General features: G+C 23.0%; 18 protein-coding genes, 1 pseudogene and 1 riboswitch. Of the genes and pseudogenes, 12 read left to right on the top strand and 7 right to left on the bottom strand.

The features are described from left to right. Positions 1-165: 165 nt before the first annotated feature. Positions 166-852, bottom strand: a complete 687-nt coding sequence (locus AAHM85_RS06895; protein WP_342261491.1) for a hypothetical protein — start codon at positions 850-852, stop codon at positions 166-168. A gap of 579 nt (positions 853-1,431) precedes the next feature. Here AAHM85_RS06895 and AAHM85_RS06890 point away from each other — a divergent pair. Further along, a pseudogene (locus AAHM85_RS06890) lies at positions 1,432-2,220 on the top strand (IS5 family transposase). A 309-nt stretch (positions 2,221-2,529) separates the two neighbouring features. Here AAHM85_RS06890 and AAHM85_RS06885 read toward each other — a convergent pair. Continuing rightward, positions 2,530-3,174, bottom strand: coding sequence for a hypothetical protein (locus AAHM85_RS06885; RefSeq protein ID WP_342261490.1), 645 nt, complete (start codon positions 3,172-3,174; stop codon positions 2,530-2,532). Between the two features lie 99 nt (positions 3,175-3,273). On the opposite strand from AAHM85_RS06885, the gene AAHM85_RS06880 reads away from it, so the two are divergent. The 3 genes from AAHM85_RS06880 (at position 3,274) to AAHM85_RS06870 (ending at position 5,775) form a co-directional block, all read left to right on the top strand. Further along, the gene (locus AAHM85_RS06880) at positions 3,274-3,828 is read left to right on the top strand and encodes an inorganic diphosphatase (protein ID WP_342261489.1); all 555 of its coding nucleotides are present in this window, start codon (positions 3,274-3,276) and stop codon (positions 3,826-3,828) included. Between the two features lie 111 nt (positions 3,829-3,939). Next, entirely contained in the window at positions 3,940-4,818 is an 879-nt protein-coding gene (locus AAHM85_RS06875) for an IS1595 family transposase (protein ID WP_342261488.1), read from the top strand. A gap of 77 nt (positions 4,819-4,895) precedes the next feature. Then, a riboswitch (cobalamin riboswitch) is annotated at positions 4,896-5,074 on the top strand. Positions 5,075-5,202: 128 nt separating this feature from the next. Continuing rightward, a complete protein-coding gene (locus AAHM85_RS06870; RefSeq protein WP_342261487.1) occupies positions 5,203-5,775 on the top strand; it encodes a hypothetical protein in 573 nt (190 codons plus the stop codon). Between the two features lie 52 nt (positions 5,776-5,827). Here AAHM85_RS06870 and AAHM85_RS06865 read toward each other — a convergent pair whose 3' ends face one another. Continuing rightward, positions 5,828-5,983, bottom strand: a complete 156-nt coding sequence (locus AAHM85_RS06865; protein ID WP_342261486.1) for a hypothetical protein — start codon at positions 5,981-5,983, stop codon at positions 5,828-5,830. A 349-nt stretch (positions 5,984-6,332) separates the two neighbouring features. Beyond that, a complete protein-coding gene (locus tag AAHM85_RS06860) occupies positions 6,333-6,512 on the bottom strand; it encodes a hypothetical protein (RefSeq protein ID WP_342261485.1) in 180 nt (59 codons plus the stop codon). On the opposite strand from AAHM85_RS06860, the gene AAHM85_RS06855 reads away from it, so the two are divergent. Further along, positions 6,494-7,283 (top strand): IS5 family transposase gene (locus tag AAHM85_RS06855; RefSeq protein WP_342261484.1). Its coding sequence is split into 2 segments (ribosomal slippage): positions 6,494-6,751 and positions 6,753-7,283, totalling 789 coding nucleotides; the frame shifts between segments, so codons are not numbered across the junction. The two genes, AAHM85_RS06860 and AAHM85_RS06855, sit on opposite strands and share 19 nt — an antisense overlap. On the opposite strand, the gene AAHM85_RS06850 is transcribed toward AAHM85_RS06855, so the two are convergent. After that, a complete protein-coding gene (locus AAHM85_RS06850; protein ID WP_342261483.1) occupies positions 7,269-7,625 on the bottom strand; it encodes a hypothetical protein in 357 nt (118 codons plus the stop codon). The two genes, AAHM85_RS06855 and AAHM85_RS06850, sit on opposite strands and share 15 nt — an antisense overlap. A 17-nt stretch (positions 7,626-7,642) precedes the next feature. Further along, positions 7,643-8,479 carry a transposase gene (locus AAHM85_RS06845; RefSeq protein WP_342261482.1) on the bottom strand — a complete coding sequence of 279 codons (837 nt, stop codon included), beginning with the start codon at positions 8,477-8,479 and terminating at the stop codon, positions 7,643-7,645. A gap of 684 nt (positions 8,480-9,163) precedes the next feature. Between AAHM85_RS06845 and plsX the strand changes: the two genes are divergently transcribed. From plsX to AAHM85_RS06815, 6 genes are all read left to right on the top strand, one after another. Beyond that, positions 9,164-10,192, top strand: coding sequence for a phosphate acyltransferase PlsX (gene plsX, locus AAHM85_RS06840; RefSeq protein WP_342261481.1), 1,029 nt, complete (start codon positions 9,164-9,166; stop codon positions 10,190-10,192). Between the two features lie 28 nt (positions 10,193-10,220). Next, a complete protein-coding gene (rnc, locus tag AAHM85_RS06835; RefSeq protein WP_342261480.1) occupies positions 10,221-10,940 on the top strand; it encodes a ribonuclease III in 720 nt (239 codons plus the stop codon). A gap of 2 nt (positions 10,941-10,942) precedes the next feature. After that, entirely contained in the window at positions 10,943-14,506 is a 3,564-nt protein-coding gene (locus AAHM85_RS06830; protein ID WP_342261479.1) for an ABC transporter permease, read from the top strand. Between the two features lie 116 nt (positions 14,507-14,622). After that, positions 14,623-14,865 carry a hypothetical protein gene (locus tag AAHM85_RS06825; protein ID WP_342261478.1) on the top strand — a complete coding sequence of 81 codons (243 nt, stop codon included), beginning with the start codon at positions 14,623-14,625 and terminating at the stop codon, positions 14,863-14,865. Positions 14,866-15,149: 284 nt separating this feature from the next. Continuing rightward, a complete protein-coding gene (locus AAHM85_RS06820) occupies positions 15,150-15,602 on the top strand; it encodes a hypothetical protein (protein WP_342261477.1) in 453 nt (150 codons plus the stop codon). Further along, the gene (locus tag AAHM85_RS06815; RefSeq protein ID WP_342261476.1) at positions 15,577-15,960 is read left to right on the top strand and encodes a hypothetical protein; all 384 of its coding nucleotides are present in this window, start codon (positions 15,577-15,579) and stop codon (positions 15,958-15,960) included. Before AAHM85_RS06820 ends, AAHM85_RS06815 begins: the two co-directional genes overlap by 26 nt. On the opposite strand, the gene AAHM85_RS06810 is transcribed toward AAHM85_RS06815, so the two are convergent. Further along, a protein-coding gene (locus tag AAHM85_RS06810; protein ID WP_425289718.1) for an IS5 family transposase occupies positions 15,957-16,746 on the bottom strand; the annotation gives its coding sequence in 2 pieces (ribosomal slippage) (positions 15,957-16,484 and positions 16,486-16,746; 789 coding nt in all). The two genes, AAHM85_RS06815 and AAHM85_RS06810, sit on opposite strands and share 4 nt — an antisense overlap. Between AAHM85_RS06810 and AAHM85_RS06805 the strand changes: the two genes are divergently transcribed. Continuing rightward, a complete protein-coding gene (locus tag AAHM85_RS06805; protein WP_342261474.1) occupies positions 16,728-16,937 on the top strand; it encodes a hypothetical protein in 210 nt (69 codons plus the stop codon). The two genes, AAHM85_RS06810 and AAHM85_RS06805, sit on opposite strands and share 19 nt — an antisense overlap. Positions 16,938-17,515 lie beyond the last annotated feature (578 nt).

Here is a 17,515-nt window from a genome sequence, read left to right as displayed (position 1 = left end):
TTTTTTCTTAATTTCAGAAAAAATATTATTATAAAACCAATTAAAAAAATAATACTCATGATAATAATTAAAATAACTATTAACTTCATATATTACTCCCTAATTTTATTTTTAATTAATAAGTATTAATTTAACATTTTATTTTATAAAATAAAATACTTTTTATTAAAAATAATAACGTTTAGCAGAACCTATCTTTCTTTCAACTAAACTAAATAAGATAAAGATAAAAATAAATCTTAAAATTTCAATACCAAGTAAAATAAATAATATAATTACTGAATGATTATTAAAATTAAGAATATTATTATCATATTCATCAGGTCTTGATAGGTTAGGACTAAAATAAAGCACTACTAAAGTTAAAGCAAAAGATAAAGTAGCAATAATCGCATTTAAGGGTACTATTACTAGACCAGCACTTACTTTTTTGATAGTATCTACTTTTAAATTTTTACTTTTATTACACAATTTAAAAAGATAGTAGTAAATAAAATAAAAAGAAACAATAAATAAAATATTAGCAATATTATCAAAGAAAAGTTGAATTGGTGGATGATCACTATCTGCTAATAAATGTAATCAAGGTTCGATAATACCAATTGCTAATGTATAATATAAACCAATAATTGGTAAAGCAAAAGCAATAATTAATGAATCAAAAATTCTTAATGGTAAAATTAATCCCATAAACTGAATAGGTATTTCAATTAACGAAGAAGCAACAGCTAATCCCAATAAAATTCCTGTTAAAGTAATATTAAAAATTTGTTGTTTTGAATTAATCTTTATTTTTTTCTTTGTTTTTATATCTACTTTTTCTTTTTCTTGGTCAACACTTTTAACTATCATTATAACTTCTCCTTTTTAAAATAGGTATTTAATTAAGTAAATACTTATTTATAAAAATTATAAATTAATTTTAATCAAAAAACAAGACATTTATTAAATTTTTATAAAAACTAATAATACTACTCTAATTTAGAAAATCAATTAACAATGAAACTATCATAATAATAATTTGATAGATAGTTTTTTAAAAAATAAATAACAAAAACTAAAAAATAAATTATAATATTAATCATTAATTTAAACAGTGTTAAATCCTTATATAGATATTTTTCTGTATTAGGATTTTTATTAAATTAAATTGCTAAAAGAAAAGGAAAATTAAAAGATGGTAAAAAATATACACCTGAAATAAAAGAAAAAGTATTACAATACTTACAAGATGGTAAAAGTTATGGTGAAATCAAAAAAGAAACTGGCATTTCAAAAACAACAATTTGAATTTGAAAACAAAAAGCAAAAAAGAATGAACTTAAAACAAAACATTCAGCCAACTCAGCTCCAAGAGATATATTAGAACCTGTTTAGAATCTTTTAGAGAATAAGGTAAAATTACTATATATTTTAAAATAAGAGGTATATATGCATAAAAATTATCCAAGTCATGTCACTAAAGAACAATTTGAGAACATAAGATTAATTTTAGAAAATGTCAAAAAGAAAACAAAACCAAGAAATTTAGATTTATATGAAGTATTTTGTGCAGTTTTATATGTATTAAAAAGTGGTTGTCAATGAAGAATGTTACCAAAAAATTTTCCAAAATGACAAACTGTATATTATTATTTTCAAATTTGAAGTAAAAATAATGGTAAAGAACCTAGCATATGACAATTAATTTAAAAAAAAATTAGTTAGAAAAGTTCCTATCAATAATCATCGAAAAGAAAAAACCAGTTTTTGTATAATTGATTCACAAAGTGTTAAAAATACAGATACTACTAAAAACAAAGGTTATGATGCTGGTAAAAAGATTTCAGGAATAAAACCTCATATTGCTATTGATTCTCAAGGTTTACCACATGCAATTTACGTAACTACAGCAGAAAAAACAGATCCTAATAGTGCCATAATAATGATTCAAAATGAAAAAGAAAATCTTTCTACAGTTCAAAAAATAATAGTAGATGTTGGTTATACTAGTGAAAAATTTGCTTCTGCAATCAAAACAATTATAAATGCGAATGTTGAAGTTGTAAAACGTAATGAATTACATTCTTTTGTAGTATTACCAAAAAGATGAGCTATAGAGCGAAGTTTTGCTTGATTAGAAAATGTAGAAGATTATGAAAAAATTGTGAAAGAAAATTAAATACTAGTTTAAAAATGGTTGTTCTTTCCTTTATTTCAATTTTATTAAAAAGATTCTAAACAGGTTCTTAGAAGAAGCTATTAATATTGCAAAAATAAATTGTGATAATAATGAAAATCAAAATTATAAAGAAGAATTTTTAAATCAACAGCAAGCAATAAATTTATTATCAGTAAATATTAAAAAACAAATAGAAAACAACTATTTTGATAGTTCAGAAGAAGATAGTGATTCAGAACGATTAGTAATTGATGAAGATTATAAAGAAGAAGTAAATATTTAAAGACCTTGAGAAGAATCAGAAATTAAACAAAATAGTGAAGAATCTTTAGCAATAGAATTAAACAAAGACCAATAAAATATATTATTTAAATATTAAAATGTTGTACTAAAATTTGTACTGGCCTAACTAATAATAAATATAAAAACAAAACTGAAGTAAATTTAATTAAATTAAATGGTAGAAATATAATTCAAATCTTATCTTTAAGATCACCAGCTCCATACATGTCTAAAATAAAAGCTCAATTATAAAAAGCACTAATTAATGATACTAAAATACAAGTAATAACAATTGTTGGTATTTCAATAATCATTAATCGTTTTCAAGAATTATTAGATTGCGTTTTTCAAAACGGTAATTGCTTAAATAATAATTTAAAACTACTATATAATAACAATAAAGTAATAGTACTTAACATATAAGCAAATTCACCAATCGGTTCAGCGTTACCAGAAGGAAAATGAGGTAATATTAAACTTAATCAAGGAACAATAATAGCAATTAACAAGCTATAAGGAAGTTTAATAATTAACAATGCAATTAAATTAATAGTATTACCAAAATCAATTTTTAAAAAAGGTAAAAAAATAGGTGGTGTTTCTAATAAGGTCATTAATGTCGTAACTGCCAATAAACTACTAATTAATGCTATCCTATGAGTAGTCAATTTTAAAGAATTATTAATATTACTTTTAAATTGTTGTCACTTTTTCTCATATTTTAAATTCATTTTTTACTCCTTAAAATACATTTATTATTTTAATTATATATAAAAAAACGTTTATTTATTATATAATAAAATTAATTTTTAAAAGGAGATGAAATATTAATGAAAAAAAGTGAAAATAACATTGTGCAAATGGTAGTTGAAATTCCCAAAGGATCAAGTAATAAATATGAATATGATTGAAAATCTAAAACTATGATATTAGATCGCGTCCTTTATGGTGCTAATTTTTATCCCGGTGAATATGGATATATTCCTGAAACTTTAGATTACGATGGTGATCCTTTAGATATCATTAGTTTAATTACTTACCCAACTTTCCCTGGTTGCTTAGTAGAAGTTAGAATTTTAGGAATGATTAAAATGATTGATGGTGGTGAAGTCGATACTAAATTATTTGGTGTTGTTAATTCTGATCCACGCTTTAATGAGTATCAAGTTCTAAAAGATGTACCACAACATTTACATGATGAAATTGTTAATTTCTTTTTACAATATAAAGAACTACAAAAAAAGAAAGTCATAATTGAAGGTTGAGGTAACTTAAAAGAAACATTAACTGAACTTACAACATGTAAAAATATGTTTAAACAATATCAAAATGAAATGAATAATTTACCAAAAGCACAATTAGTGTCATTATTAAACAAAAAATAAACAAAAAGTATCGGAATTTTACGTTTATTGGCAATAACTTATATACATTATTATTTCTGAAAACTATAATTAGATATTAGTAAAATAAAATCTAATTAAAGGTGATTGAAAATGAATATTTTAGACATAATAAATAAATTTCCAAACCAAGAATCTTGTATAAAATTTTTAGAAGAAATAAGATGAAATAACAAACCAAAATGTCTTTTTTGTTTTAGTGAAAAAGTTAACTCTGTTTTAAAAGAGTCGCGTTATAAATGCAAAAAATGTCATAAGTCTTTTAGTGTAACTGCTCAAACTATTTTTCATCATACACGTGTACCACTTCAAAAGTGATTTATTTTAATAGTATTAACGGCTAATGCTAAAAAAAGTTTATCATCATCTCAAGCTTCAAGAGACTTAAATTTACGTTTAGCAACTGTATGAAAAATGATGCATAAAATTAGAAAGGCAATGGCTAATGATGAGATTAAATTATTAGCAAAAATATTAGAGATGGATGAAACATATGTGGGTGGAAAACCGCGTAAATATAATGATGTTGATAATAAAAATAACTCATTACGTAGTAGAGGAACTAGTAAAGAGTGTGTTGTTGGCATTATTGAACGAAATGGTAATGTTAAATTATTTCATGCAAAAAATAAAAGTATTAAATCTGAAGATTTAATGAAAATAGTTAAAGAAAATGTTGATATTAACAATTCTATTCTTTTTACTGATGAATATCGTGGATATTATAAAATGAATAAAATTTTACCACATGAACAAGTTAATCACAAAAAATATTTTTCTTATAATGGTATTCATACAAATACAATAGAAAGTTTTTGAGCAATATTAAAAAGAGGTTTTATCGGCCAATTTCATTGAGTTTCAAAAAAATGACTCCAATCTTATTTAAATGAATTTTGTTTTAAATATAATAACCGTAAAGAAAAAATCACATTTAAAAATATCATAATTAAATTATTTATTAAGAATTAAGTGTTAACCAATAAGCGTAAAATTCCGAAAAGTATAATATATTTTTAATATATTAAATCATTTATCCTTAAATAACAACTGAATAAAATTAAATAGATGAACAATTGTTCATAAAAGAGAATTAAGTAATCTTAAGTTGCCCCAGCAACTGTGATACTGATAAAAGTTACATAATCCATTGAAATCAAAAATTTTGAGAAGGGTAACAAGTAAAACGAAGTTAAGCCAGTAGACCTATCTATTTAATTAATACTATTAAACTAATCTCTGTGTGCAGATAACAGTTATATAATTTTAATTGATGTTTTATCTCCGATTAGTATAACTAAACCACCTTTATGAGGTGGTTTTAAATTTAAAAAATAAAGAAAGCTGAGAACAAATATGAGTAACCATGTCCAAAAATTAATTCGTATCTTGATTATTCCTTCATATGCAGCACTAGTCTTTGCTTTAAAAGAAGTACTAACAATATTACCAAATATTGAAGTTGTAACTTTTCTATTAGCATTTTCAGCATTAGTTTTTCCATTATATATGTCAATTACTATTCCTTTAATTTTTGCTTCATTAGAAATTCTACTTTACGGTGGTAATAGTTGAATATTTTTATATTTTAGTATATGACCAATATTGGTAATAATAATTTGAATATTTCGTCATTTAATTAAAAAGCATTGATGAATTTTTGTAATTATTACAAGTTTATGAGGTTTTACTTTTGGTACATTTGATGCTCTAATTCATTTAATATTATTTGGTAAATCCAGTTTTTATCTTTACTGATTATCTGGATTAAGTTTTGATGCTATTCATGGCATTGGTAACTTTATGTTTAGTAGTTTTCTGTATAGACCAATTATTAGTATTTGAAATAAATATTTACAATATTATATTAATATTGAAGAAAGCAATAATGAACAAACATCAAATAATGAAATATTAGTTGAACCATAAATATAAATTTATATTTAAATAATTAACTATTCATATAATATTATTTATATCATTAAACTAATAATGAAAAGTGTTTATTTCAACCTCTTATTGATTCTTTTTCTTCTAAATTAAATGAATTTATATATTTTTTCAAATCATCTTCTTTTGCAAATAATTCTTTAAGATCTTTTTGTAATAAGTTTTGCTCATTAATTAATACTTGCATATTAGTTTTTACTATATCATATTTTTCTTTTGAATTTTCTTTTTCCCTATTGGTTTTTATAAATTCATTTTTATTTTCACATAGTTCTTTTTCTGTTATTTTATTTCAATCATAAAAATCTAAAGTAATACATTTAATATAAAAATTAATTCTTGGATTTATTTTCTTTGTATTTAAATTAATAATAGATTTTCTTAATTTAGAACTTTTTGACTCTAAAATTAAAAGTTCTTTTTTTTAATTTCTTTAATTCTATTTTAAAATCAAGTATTTTAGGTAATAACTCAATATAATATTTTTTCATTTTTTGATCAATTTCTTTTTCAAATATCTTAAATTTTGGCATTGGTTAGATAAGTTTACTTTCTTGTCTTCAAATCTGTACAAATTGATTTGGAGGCATTTTCAATCTAATAACTATTCTATCATTGTTTCAATATCTAAGAACCTGTTTAGAATCTTTTAGAGAATAAGGTAAAATTACTATATATTTTAAAATAAGAGGTATATATGCATAAAAATTATCCAAGTCATGTCACTAAAGAACAATTTGAGAACATAAGATTAATTTTAGAAAATGTCAAAAAGAAAACAAAACCAAGAAATTTAGATTTATATGAAGTATTTTGTGCAGTTTTATATGTATTAAAAAGTGGTTGTCAATGAAGAATGTTACCAAAAAATTTTCCAAAATGACAAACTGTATATTATTATTTTCAAATTTGAAGTAAAAATAATGGTAAAGAACCTAGCATATGACAATTAATTTAAAAAAAAATTAGTTAGAAAAGTTCGTATCAATAATCATCGAAAAGAAAAAACCAGTTTTTGTATAATTGATTCACAAAGTGTTAAAAATACAGATACTACTAAAAACAAAGGTTATGATGCTGGTAAAAAGATTTCAGGAATAAAACGTCATATTGCTGTTGATTCTCAAGGTTTACCACATGCAATTTACGTAACTACAGCAGAAAAAACAGATCGTAATAGTGCTATAATAATGATTCAAAATGAAAAAGAAAATCTTTCTACAGTTCAAAAAATAATAGTAGATGCTGGTTATACTGGTGAAAAATTTGCTTCTGCAATCAAAACAATTATAAATGCGAATGTTGAAGTTGTAAAACGTAATGAATTACATTCTTTTGTAGTATTACCAAAAAGATGAGTTGTAGAGCGAAGTTTTGCTTGATTAGAAAAATGTAGAAGATTATGAAAAAATTGTGAAAGAAAATTAAATACTAGTTTACAAATGGTTGTTCTTTCCTTTATTTCAATTTTATTAAAAAGATTCTAAACAGGTTCTAACAAATTTTTCTAATATTTTATTAAAACTTTCCATACTTTCAAAAGTGCTACCAAACATCATTTTAAAATCTCTTTTAATTCAACGATTTAAACATTCACTAACTTGATTACCTTTAAAACCTGATAGACTTTTTGAGTGAATTAGATTAGTACTTGTATTAAAAACTTTACTAACAATTTCGCTTGTATTAGCAGAACCTAAATCTGATTGAATAGTCGTAAAATTACATTGTTTAGCACTCGCTAATTCTATTTGATTAACCACATTTAACACAGTTTTGGCATTTTCACTTTTGTTTATTTTTCAGCCAACAATTGAATTACTGTACATATCAGTAGCAAAAACAACTAATAATTTTGTTTTTTATCACCAATAATTATATTTTTAAATCATGTGCCATCCATACCAACTTTTTCAAGAAAGTTATTACTTGAAAAATTACGTTTTAATAAATCTTTATTATTTTTTAAATCACTATTTTCTACTACTCTATTTGTTGATTTAGGTTCTAATAATAATTTAATATTATTATCTTTTAATATTTGTTTTATGCTTGTTTTACTGCATTTAAGACCTTTATTTTTTATTTTTAACTCTAATCTTACTTTTTCAAAACTAGTGATATTAATGTACTTTTTTTCATTTTTAATGAGAACTATTTTGTTTATTGCTTGTATCAAATTATCATTAATTTTTGATTGATATTGCTTTTTACCTTTTTTTACTCATAAATAGTATGCTGTTTTGCTAATAGCTATGTAAACAATAATTTTATTTAATTGATGACCTTTTTGCTTATATTTTTCTACTATTAAAAAACACTTATATTTTAATAATTTACTATTTTTTCCCCTTGTTAATTTCTTTTCACAGGCTAATTGCTCCTTTAAAAGTTCTTTTTCAACCTCATCTTTTAAAGCTTGTTTTCTAAGTTTATCAATTTCTTTGTTTAATAGTTTAATTTCAATATCTTTCTTATCGATCCTGTGAGAAGTTTGGGATTTAGAAATTTTGGTGAATGCATTTTCACCTTTAATTTGATATTGGTTAACCCAATTATAAATTAATACTGGAGTTGATAATTTATATTTGACTTGAATTTCATGTATTTTTAGTTTTTTATCAACTAAATACTCATTAACAACGGCTAATTTTGTTTCTTTTGAATAAACTTTATAATTCATAATTTCTCATTCTGTATTAATTATTTTTAATTATATTACAGATTGAAAATATTAATTGGTAAACTTAAGTGACTGATGCCGATGCCAAATACTAGTTTACAAATGGTTGTTCTTTCCTTTATTTCAATTTTATTAAAAAGATTCTAAACAGGTTCTTAGATATATACTTAAGAAGTAACTACATTTTAAAGTTTTTAAAATAAAATACAATAAAAATTATTTTTAATTAACTTTATTTTATTTTATTTTTATGAATAATAATCAATTTAATAGTGTTTATTTTTATAAATAAAAATAAACACTATTAAATGTTTTTAATTTTTTTTAATTCTTTGATTATTTTTGATTTTAGTAAAATTATGATAAGATATTTTTATATTTATATTAGTTTTTTGCTTTTAAATTTTTTTTATTAATAAAATAAATAAAAGGGTTTTGGTCTTTAAAAAAAAACTGGTGTAAATAAAAACAATTATTTAGAAAATCAATATCAAAATAATTAGAGATAAATTGTTTTTTAACTTTACTAGCAAATAATGAAATATTCATATTTAAAATAAATAAATGCAGTATTAGTTGGATTGTTAATCTTAAGGAATTAAAAAAATTAACGTATAATTAAACTATTAATAATATAATATTATTTAAGGTTTCTTAAATTATTTTTTGTTTTCAGGAGGAACTATGAAAATTGCTTTTGATGTAATGGGTTCAGACCATGGTAGTTTGCCCGCTATTGCTGCAGCGTTAGAAGTTATTAAAGAATTCAAAAACGTTGAAATTTGTTTAGTTGGTGATGAAAAACAAATTAATGGAAACTTGCAGATTTTATTAAAAAATAAGCCATTATCATCAAGAATAACAATACTAGCAACAACCCAAGTAATAACTATGAATGATGGCCCACTCGCTGGTATTAGAATGACTGATTCTTCTATGAATCAAGCCATTCAGTTAGTTAAAAATAAAAAAGCAGATGGGATTCTAACTTCGGGTTCAACTGCTGCCTATCTTGGTGCTTGTCATTTTTTATTAGGCGAAATCAAAGGCATTAAACGTCCGGCATTCATGCCAATTATGCCTACTTTAATAAAAGATCGACAAGTAGTATTATTGGATGTTGGAGCAAATATTGAAAATACTGTTGATGAATTAATTAATTTTGCATTAATGGGTCATATTTATTGTCAAACTATTCAAAATATTTCACGTCCTAAAATTGGTTTATTAAATATTGGTATTGAAGAAAGCAAAGGTCCAGAAGTAACTAAAGCAACATATACTAAACTAAAACAATTAACACAAAAAAATGAAAAGTTAAGTTTTTTAAATTTTCACGGTAATATTGAATCACGAAATGTTTTAAGTGGTGATGTTGATATTATTATTTGTGATGGTTATTCAGGTAATATTGTTTTAAAATCAGTTGAAGGCATGGCATCATTATTATTTACATTAATTAAAAATGGTTATAAAAAAAATTTATGAACTAAATTTTTAGGTTTAATGTCAATTGGTATTTTTAAAAATATTAAAAAAACTTTTGATTATAAGAATACAGGTGGTGCTCAATTAATAGGTATTAATGGCATTGCTTTTAAAGCACATGGATCTAGTGATAAAAAATCTTATTATAGTACTTTAAAACTTTTAATTCGTGCTATTGAGCAAGATGTTACTAATAAAATAGCTAAACAAATTCAAGAATTATAATTTATAAATAAGTATTAAGGAGAAAAATATGATTAATATTGAACATATTTTAAAATCGAGTATTTTAGAAAAAATTAAATCTAATCGTAATTATCGTGAAGCGTTTACTCATCGTTCTTTTTCAAACGAACATAATCTAGATTATTCATATGAGCGATTAGAATTTTTGGGTGATTCGATTTTAGGGGAAAATATTTCAACTTACATTTGGCACTTATTTCCAAATAAAGATGAGGGACAATTAACAAGTTTACGTAGTAAAGCAGTTAGACAAGAAACATTGGCAGCAGTGGCAATTGCTTTAGGGTTACAAGATTATTTATTTTTGGGAAATGGTGAAAAAAATACAGGTGGACAACAACGTGAAAGTATTTTATCAGATGTTTTTGAATCATTTCTTGCTGCAATATATCTTGATTTAGGAAATAGTGCCGTTAAAAAAATTTTAGATTTAACCTTATTTGAATTAATTAAAACTAATCAGTTAGAAACGATTATTGATTATAAAACTAAATTACAAGAATTAGTACAGGCAGAAAAAAGAGATCCTATTAATTATAAAACTATGGAACAAATTAAAAAAGATAATATTACTTATTTTATTGTTCATGTGTATTTAGATAATAAAATACTAATGGGGAAAGGAGTAGGAACAAATAAAAAGAAAGCTGAGCAAGAAGCAGCAAAATCAGCTTTAGCAAAACTATCAAAATCTAATTTATTAATAAGTGATCATAAGAAGGGATAATCATGTTTAAATTATTACATAATTATATTCGTGAACAAAAAAACAATTTATTACAAATGTTTGGTTTAGGTTTTTTAGTAATGATTATGATTATTGCCTTTTTATCATTAAATTTTTCTAATAATTATTTATTTGAACAATATGTTAACGATATTGCTCATAATGAATTTAACCAATATAAATTTTTTTCACCAATGGAATATGTTAATTTCGATGGAAAATATAATGAAAAAGATAAAGCTGGTTCTTATTTAAATAATATTAATTATTATCAAAAAGATAATACTATTGATAAAGAAAAGATGGCAAAAGCTACTTTTCAGTTAACAATACCAGATGCTACTAGACCTGATATATATCGTTTTACTTTTCATGATGGGGTCGCTAGTAGTAAAGAATATTTTGCTATTGGTGATAGTCTTTTTAATGATACTAGCCATAATTATATTGATTTTAAAATTAATATTCCTATTAATTATCCATCTTATGATACTCATAAAGCAATGATAGAACAATATGCTAATATTCTTAATCAATATCTATATGATCCATTACATCCAGAAAAAAATCCAGAAAATGCAACAAATTTTATGATTACTAGTGAAGCTGCTTTACAGTTTTATAATGATAATTTTAAGGGACAATTGTCATATGCTAATCGAAACTATAATGAAATAGATATTAATAATGAAGCTAAGTTATATGAAATAATGTCAATGGGAATGTTATATAAAGACATTGAATGACAACATGCTATTATGGTCCGTGATTTATTAATTACTAGTAAAAATTTTGCTTTTATTGAAACAGGACCCGAATATATTGTTAATAAAGCAATTATTGTCAAAGATGGTGGCCCAAGTTTAACAGAAAAACCATTACAAGATAATGAAATTTTAATTTACAAACATTTTGCTGAACTAAATAATTTACATATTGGTCAAAATTATGTAATTGCTGGACAAACGTTTATTATTCGTGGTTATGCTACAAGTTCATTAGCAGCATTTGTTGGTCGTTATTTTGGTAATTCACTTGATTTAAAAAATAATACTGTCGCTTTTACTAATGGTAATACGATGCGCAAAGTTGAATCTGATTTAAAGGCATTTAGTAATAATATTGATGATTTTTTTTTAGGTATTAATCCTGATTTGGCTAAAAATATTGATTCACAAATAAATAATGAATGAATTTATAATTATCTTCATGCAACTTATAAAACACCTACTGATATAGCAAGTACAAAATATTATAATAATGGTATTGATTATAATAAAATAGTTTCACCTTTAAATATCAGTAATCCTAGATTTTATACTAGTATGCAAGAATGACCTTTTAGTTCCATTAATAATAGAATTAATGTTATTGAAGAGATTTCTAGTTTATTTTTAATTTTGATTTTTATTGTGACTACTATTATTATTTTTATTATTACTTTTAAAATGATTGATCGTAATAAAAAATTAATTGGAATTTTAAAAGCAACAGGATATAAAAGTTGGCAATTAAGTATATCATTAGTAATTTCAATTATTGCTCCTTTAATTATTTTTGCTATTATTGGTGTTTTAATTTCGATTCCAGTTGCGCATTATTTAATTTATATTACTAATATTAGTACTGTTGCCTTAATTAGTTATGGTTGGTACTTTAATATTGTTACCGCTATTTTATTACTTGTTATTCCAATCATTAGTTTAACTTTCATTAGTTTTTTAATGGTATTATTCTTATTAAGAAATAAACCCTTAGATTTAATTACTAATAATATTTCAAAACAAAAATATAAAATAAATATTAGTTCAACTTTTACTTTTATTGCAAGATATGTGATTGGTAGATTTAGTTATCGTAATAAGTTGGCCGTTACTACTTCGCTACGTAGTTTTGGTAAAACATTAATTATGTGTTTTACTAGTATTTTTGCTGCAACATTAGTATTCTTTGCGCTTGCTGCTAGTAGTTTAGTTAATAATATGTTAGGTTCACAATTTGCGGGAACTAATTTTAATTATCAAAATGGTTATCAATTTGATGATAATATTAAAACTAACTTTATTAATAACGAAAATAAATTAATGTATCAATTTAATAGTGTTGATAATATTAAAAGTAAAATTTCATTATATCCAGAATTATTAGCGGCAATTAAACAATTTGTTCCACTTAATCCTAATAAATCAATTATGATTAATGTTCAAAATCGGTATATTATGGGTAGTGAATTATTAAAAATAAAACAGTGAATTGATGCTAATCCATCAAAGATGCCACCAATAATTAAAGATTTCTTAAAGAAAAATGAAATATTATTTAATTATTTAACCAATAATAATGGTAAAAATAATACTGATTTAATGATAAGTTTTGGTTTAATTCCTTATGATGAACAGCATGAAGTACCATATACACAATTAGAGCTTGATAAGGCTAATCTGTTACTTCCTAATCAGCCTGGTGTTGTTTTTGATAATGATACACAAACTTTATCAAAAGAATCTTTTAAAAATTGAAGTGCACCAAGAACTGCTTATGGTATTGATGATAGTTTAAGTGATTTTTTATCTCTAAATTTTAGTATAAGTAATTTCTCTACTTTTAGTAAATTAAATTTAGCTGATATGGAAATTTCTAATAATTGGCAAGATAAACAATTTATTAATATTCGTAATCATTTAATTGAAAAATTAGGAATTAAAAATCCAGATAGTAGTGCCGTTCAATTTATTCCAATGGCTACTTCTGCTTTACCTTCGGTTGTTAATGTTTATAATGGTGGAGAACAACTTAATAATAGTCTTATTTATAGGTATAAAGGATTAGATAATCAAACAAAATATATAATTGGTATTACTTATGATTATATTAATAAATTAGATCCAAAAATAATAGTAATGCCCAAACTTTGGCTTAATGATATTTTATTTGGTAGTAAAAGTGATTTATTAGAAAATAATTTTGCTAATAGCAAATTAAGCAAATTTACTGATAATGAGTTTAAACATTACTTACCAATTATTAGTAATAAAAATGATTATAATATTGATTTAGCACAAATTTCACACTCAGGATATTTGGAAAGTAAAGGTATTAGTACTTCATTATCATCGGTGTATGATATTAGTAATTTACGTAGTATTATGAAGAATAATCAATATAGTTTACAAATAATCATTTCATTTTTTGGTATTTTTAGTGTTATATTATCATTAATGATTATTGTTATTGTTACTAATATTAGTGTTCGTGATAATTTAATATTAATTAATATTTTACGAAGTTTAGGTTATACTGCATTAGAAGTTTCTTATAATTTCTTTCTGGTAATAATACCGGCATTGGTAATGAGTAGTTTGGTTGCTGTTTTTATTGTTCCTTCTTTAGTAATGGTACTTTCTAATTTATTAGCAACTTTTGCAAAAATTGCATTTCCCATTGTTTTTCATTGATGGTATTTTGCATTGATGATTAGTATAAATATTTTAATTTATTTAGTCTCATACATTATTACTTGAAAGTTAAACGTTAATAATAAACAATTAATGACATTAACTAAATAATATATAATCTGGTTTGCTGCTTAAAATAAAAAATTGCACATTAAAATATTTTAATTTTAAAAAAAATTTTTAAATTGATAAAATTAATTTGAAGTATCAACTGGAGTTAGTGGAATATGGTAAAAATATTTTTTAATTATTTGCGTGAACAAAGAAAAAATATTATTCAAGTTTTAGGATTAGGATTTTTAGTTATGATTATGATTATAACTTTTTTAAGCATTAAGTTTTCTGATCAATATCTAGAAAATCAATATTTAAATGATATTAGTCAAAATACTAATTTTCAAGAATTAAATGAAGTACCAATTGAAAAAATACTTTTGAAAAAGGATATAATTATTATAAAGCACATTTAGGATTATGATTGGAAAATATGTCATATTATAAACAAGATGATAGTATTGATACTTTTAAATTAAATCATGCGACTTTTCAAATTGTTTTAATTAATGGTAATACCGATACTTAGCGTTTTATTTTTAATGGTAGTAGTGATTTAAGTGATTCTCATGCTAATAATTATTTACAAATTGGAAATAACATATCTACTAAATATCATCATGATTATGTTGATTTTAAACTATTAGTTCCTAATGATTATCATCAAGGTTATAACTCTTCTGAAGAATATAAAAATGCAATGCGTAATTTAATTAATAGTTATGTTTATTATGGAAAGACAAATATTAATCAAGTAAACTATTTTATTTTAAATGATAAATCATTAAAAATTTATCAAGATGAAATTTATCATAAAATATCATACGCTAATCATGAATATAATACAATTGATATTTCTTTGCAATCACAACTATATTTTTTAGTTATTAATGGCATGTTATTTCAAAATATTGAATGAAATCAATATACTTTAGTTAATGATTTATTAATGACTGGTAAATCTTTTCTTTTTACACAAACAGTTCCTAAAAATATTATTGATCCACCAATTTTAGTAGGTAATTATAAACAAAGTTTGGAAGAGTTACCATTACAAGATAATGAAATTTTAATTTATGAACAATTTGCTAATAATAATAATTTAAAAATTGGTGATAAGTATAATATTGTTAATCGTACTTTTAACTATTAGAGGATTTGTTACTAGTCGTAATAGTGCTTTTATTGCCAATAATATTAGTCGATTGATGGATCCAAAAAATAAAACCGTTGCTTTTGTTAATAGTAATACAATTGCTAATATCAATAATGATTTTAAGGGTTTTATTGATAAAAATAAACAAAAAAATAGTTTTAATCCGGTTTATCCTGAACGTGGTTTAAATCCATGATTATATAATATATTACATAATCAATTAGCATATGGTCATCATTATCAGAATCTTACTAATGGTATAAATTTTGCTAATGTTGCTAGTATTTTAACAAATGATGATTATTTATGAAGACCTTATAATGAAAATGCTATTTTTTTCTTAGAACCTGTTTAGAATCTTTTTAATAAAATTGAAATAAAGGAAAGAACAACCATTTGTAAACTAGTATTTAATTTTCTTTCACAATTTTTTCATAATCTTCTACATTTTTCTAATAAAGCAAAACTTTGCTCTACAACTCATCTTTTTGGTAATACTACAAAAGAATGTAATTCATTACGTTTTACAACTTCAACATTCGCATTTATAATTGTTTTGATTGCAGAAGCAAATTTTTCACCAGTATAACCAGCATCTACTATTATTTTTTGAACTGTAGAAAGATTTTCTTTTTCATTTTGAATCATTATTATAGCACTATTACGATCTGTTTTTTCTGCTGTAGTTACGTAAATTGCATGTGGTAAACCTTGAGAATCAACAGCAATATGACGTTTTATTCCTGAAATCTTTTTACCAGCATCATAACCTTTGTTTTTAGTAGTATCTGTATTTTTAACACTTTGTGAATAAATTATACAAAAACTGGTTTTTTCTTTTCGATGATTATTGATACGAACTTTTCTAACTAATTTTTTTTAAAATTAATTGTCATATGCTAGGTTCTTTACCATTATTTTTACTTCAAATTTGAAAATAATAATATACAGTTTGTCATTTTGGAAAATTTTTTGGTAACATTCTTCATTGACAACCACTTTTTAATACATATAAAACTGCACAAAATACTTCATATAAATCTAAATTTCTTGGTTTTGTTTTCTTTTTGACATTTTCTAAAATTAATCTTATGTTCTCAAATTGTTCTTTAGTGACATGACTTGGATAATTTTTATGCATATATACCTCTTATTTTAAAATATATAGTAATTTTACCTTATTCTCTAAAAGATTCTAAACAGGTTCTAAGAAGAACATTTAAAACACATATCAAAGTTGCAAAACATCATGTTTATTTATATGCCAAAGAAGTTGCATATAAATTCAATAAGATACCTAGTTTTGAAATTGTAATGCTGTGTTTAATTTAAAAATGTGGGGAGAAGTCCGTAGATACGCTTTTCTCAGCATTTATGTCATAAAATTAAAAAATAGTACATAAAGGGAGAAAAGCGAAAATTACGGAATTTTACGCTTATTGGTTAACACTTAATTCTTAATAAATAATTTAATTATGATATTTTTAAATGTGATTTTTTCTTTACGGTTATTATATTTAAAACAAAATTCATTTAAATAAGATTGGAGTCATTTTTTTGAAACTCAATGAAATTGGCCGATAAAACCTCTTTTTAATATTGCTCAAAAACTTTCTATTGTATTTGTATGAATACCATTATAAGAAAAATATTTTTTGTGATTAACTTGTTCATGTGGTAAAATTTTACGGAATTTTACGCTTATTGGTTAACACTTAATTCTTAATAAATAATTTAATTATGATATTTTTAAATGTGATTTTTTCTTTACGGTTATTATATTTAAAACAAAATTCATTTAAATAAGATTGGAGTCATTTTTTTGAAACTCAATGAAATTGGCCGATAAAACCTCTTTTTAATATTGCTCAAAAACTTTCTATTGTATTTGTATGAATACCATTATAAGA

The organism is Spiroplasma endosymbiont of Notiophilus biguttatus (genome assembly GCF_964030985.1).
Lineage (GTDB): Bacteria > Bacillota_I > Bacilli_A > Mycoplasmatales > VBWQ01 > Spiroplasma_E > Spiroplasma_E ixodetis_A.
Note: the sequence above shows the minus strand (reverse complement) of the source record. Positions and strands in the feature narration are given on the sequence as shown.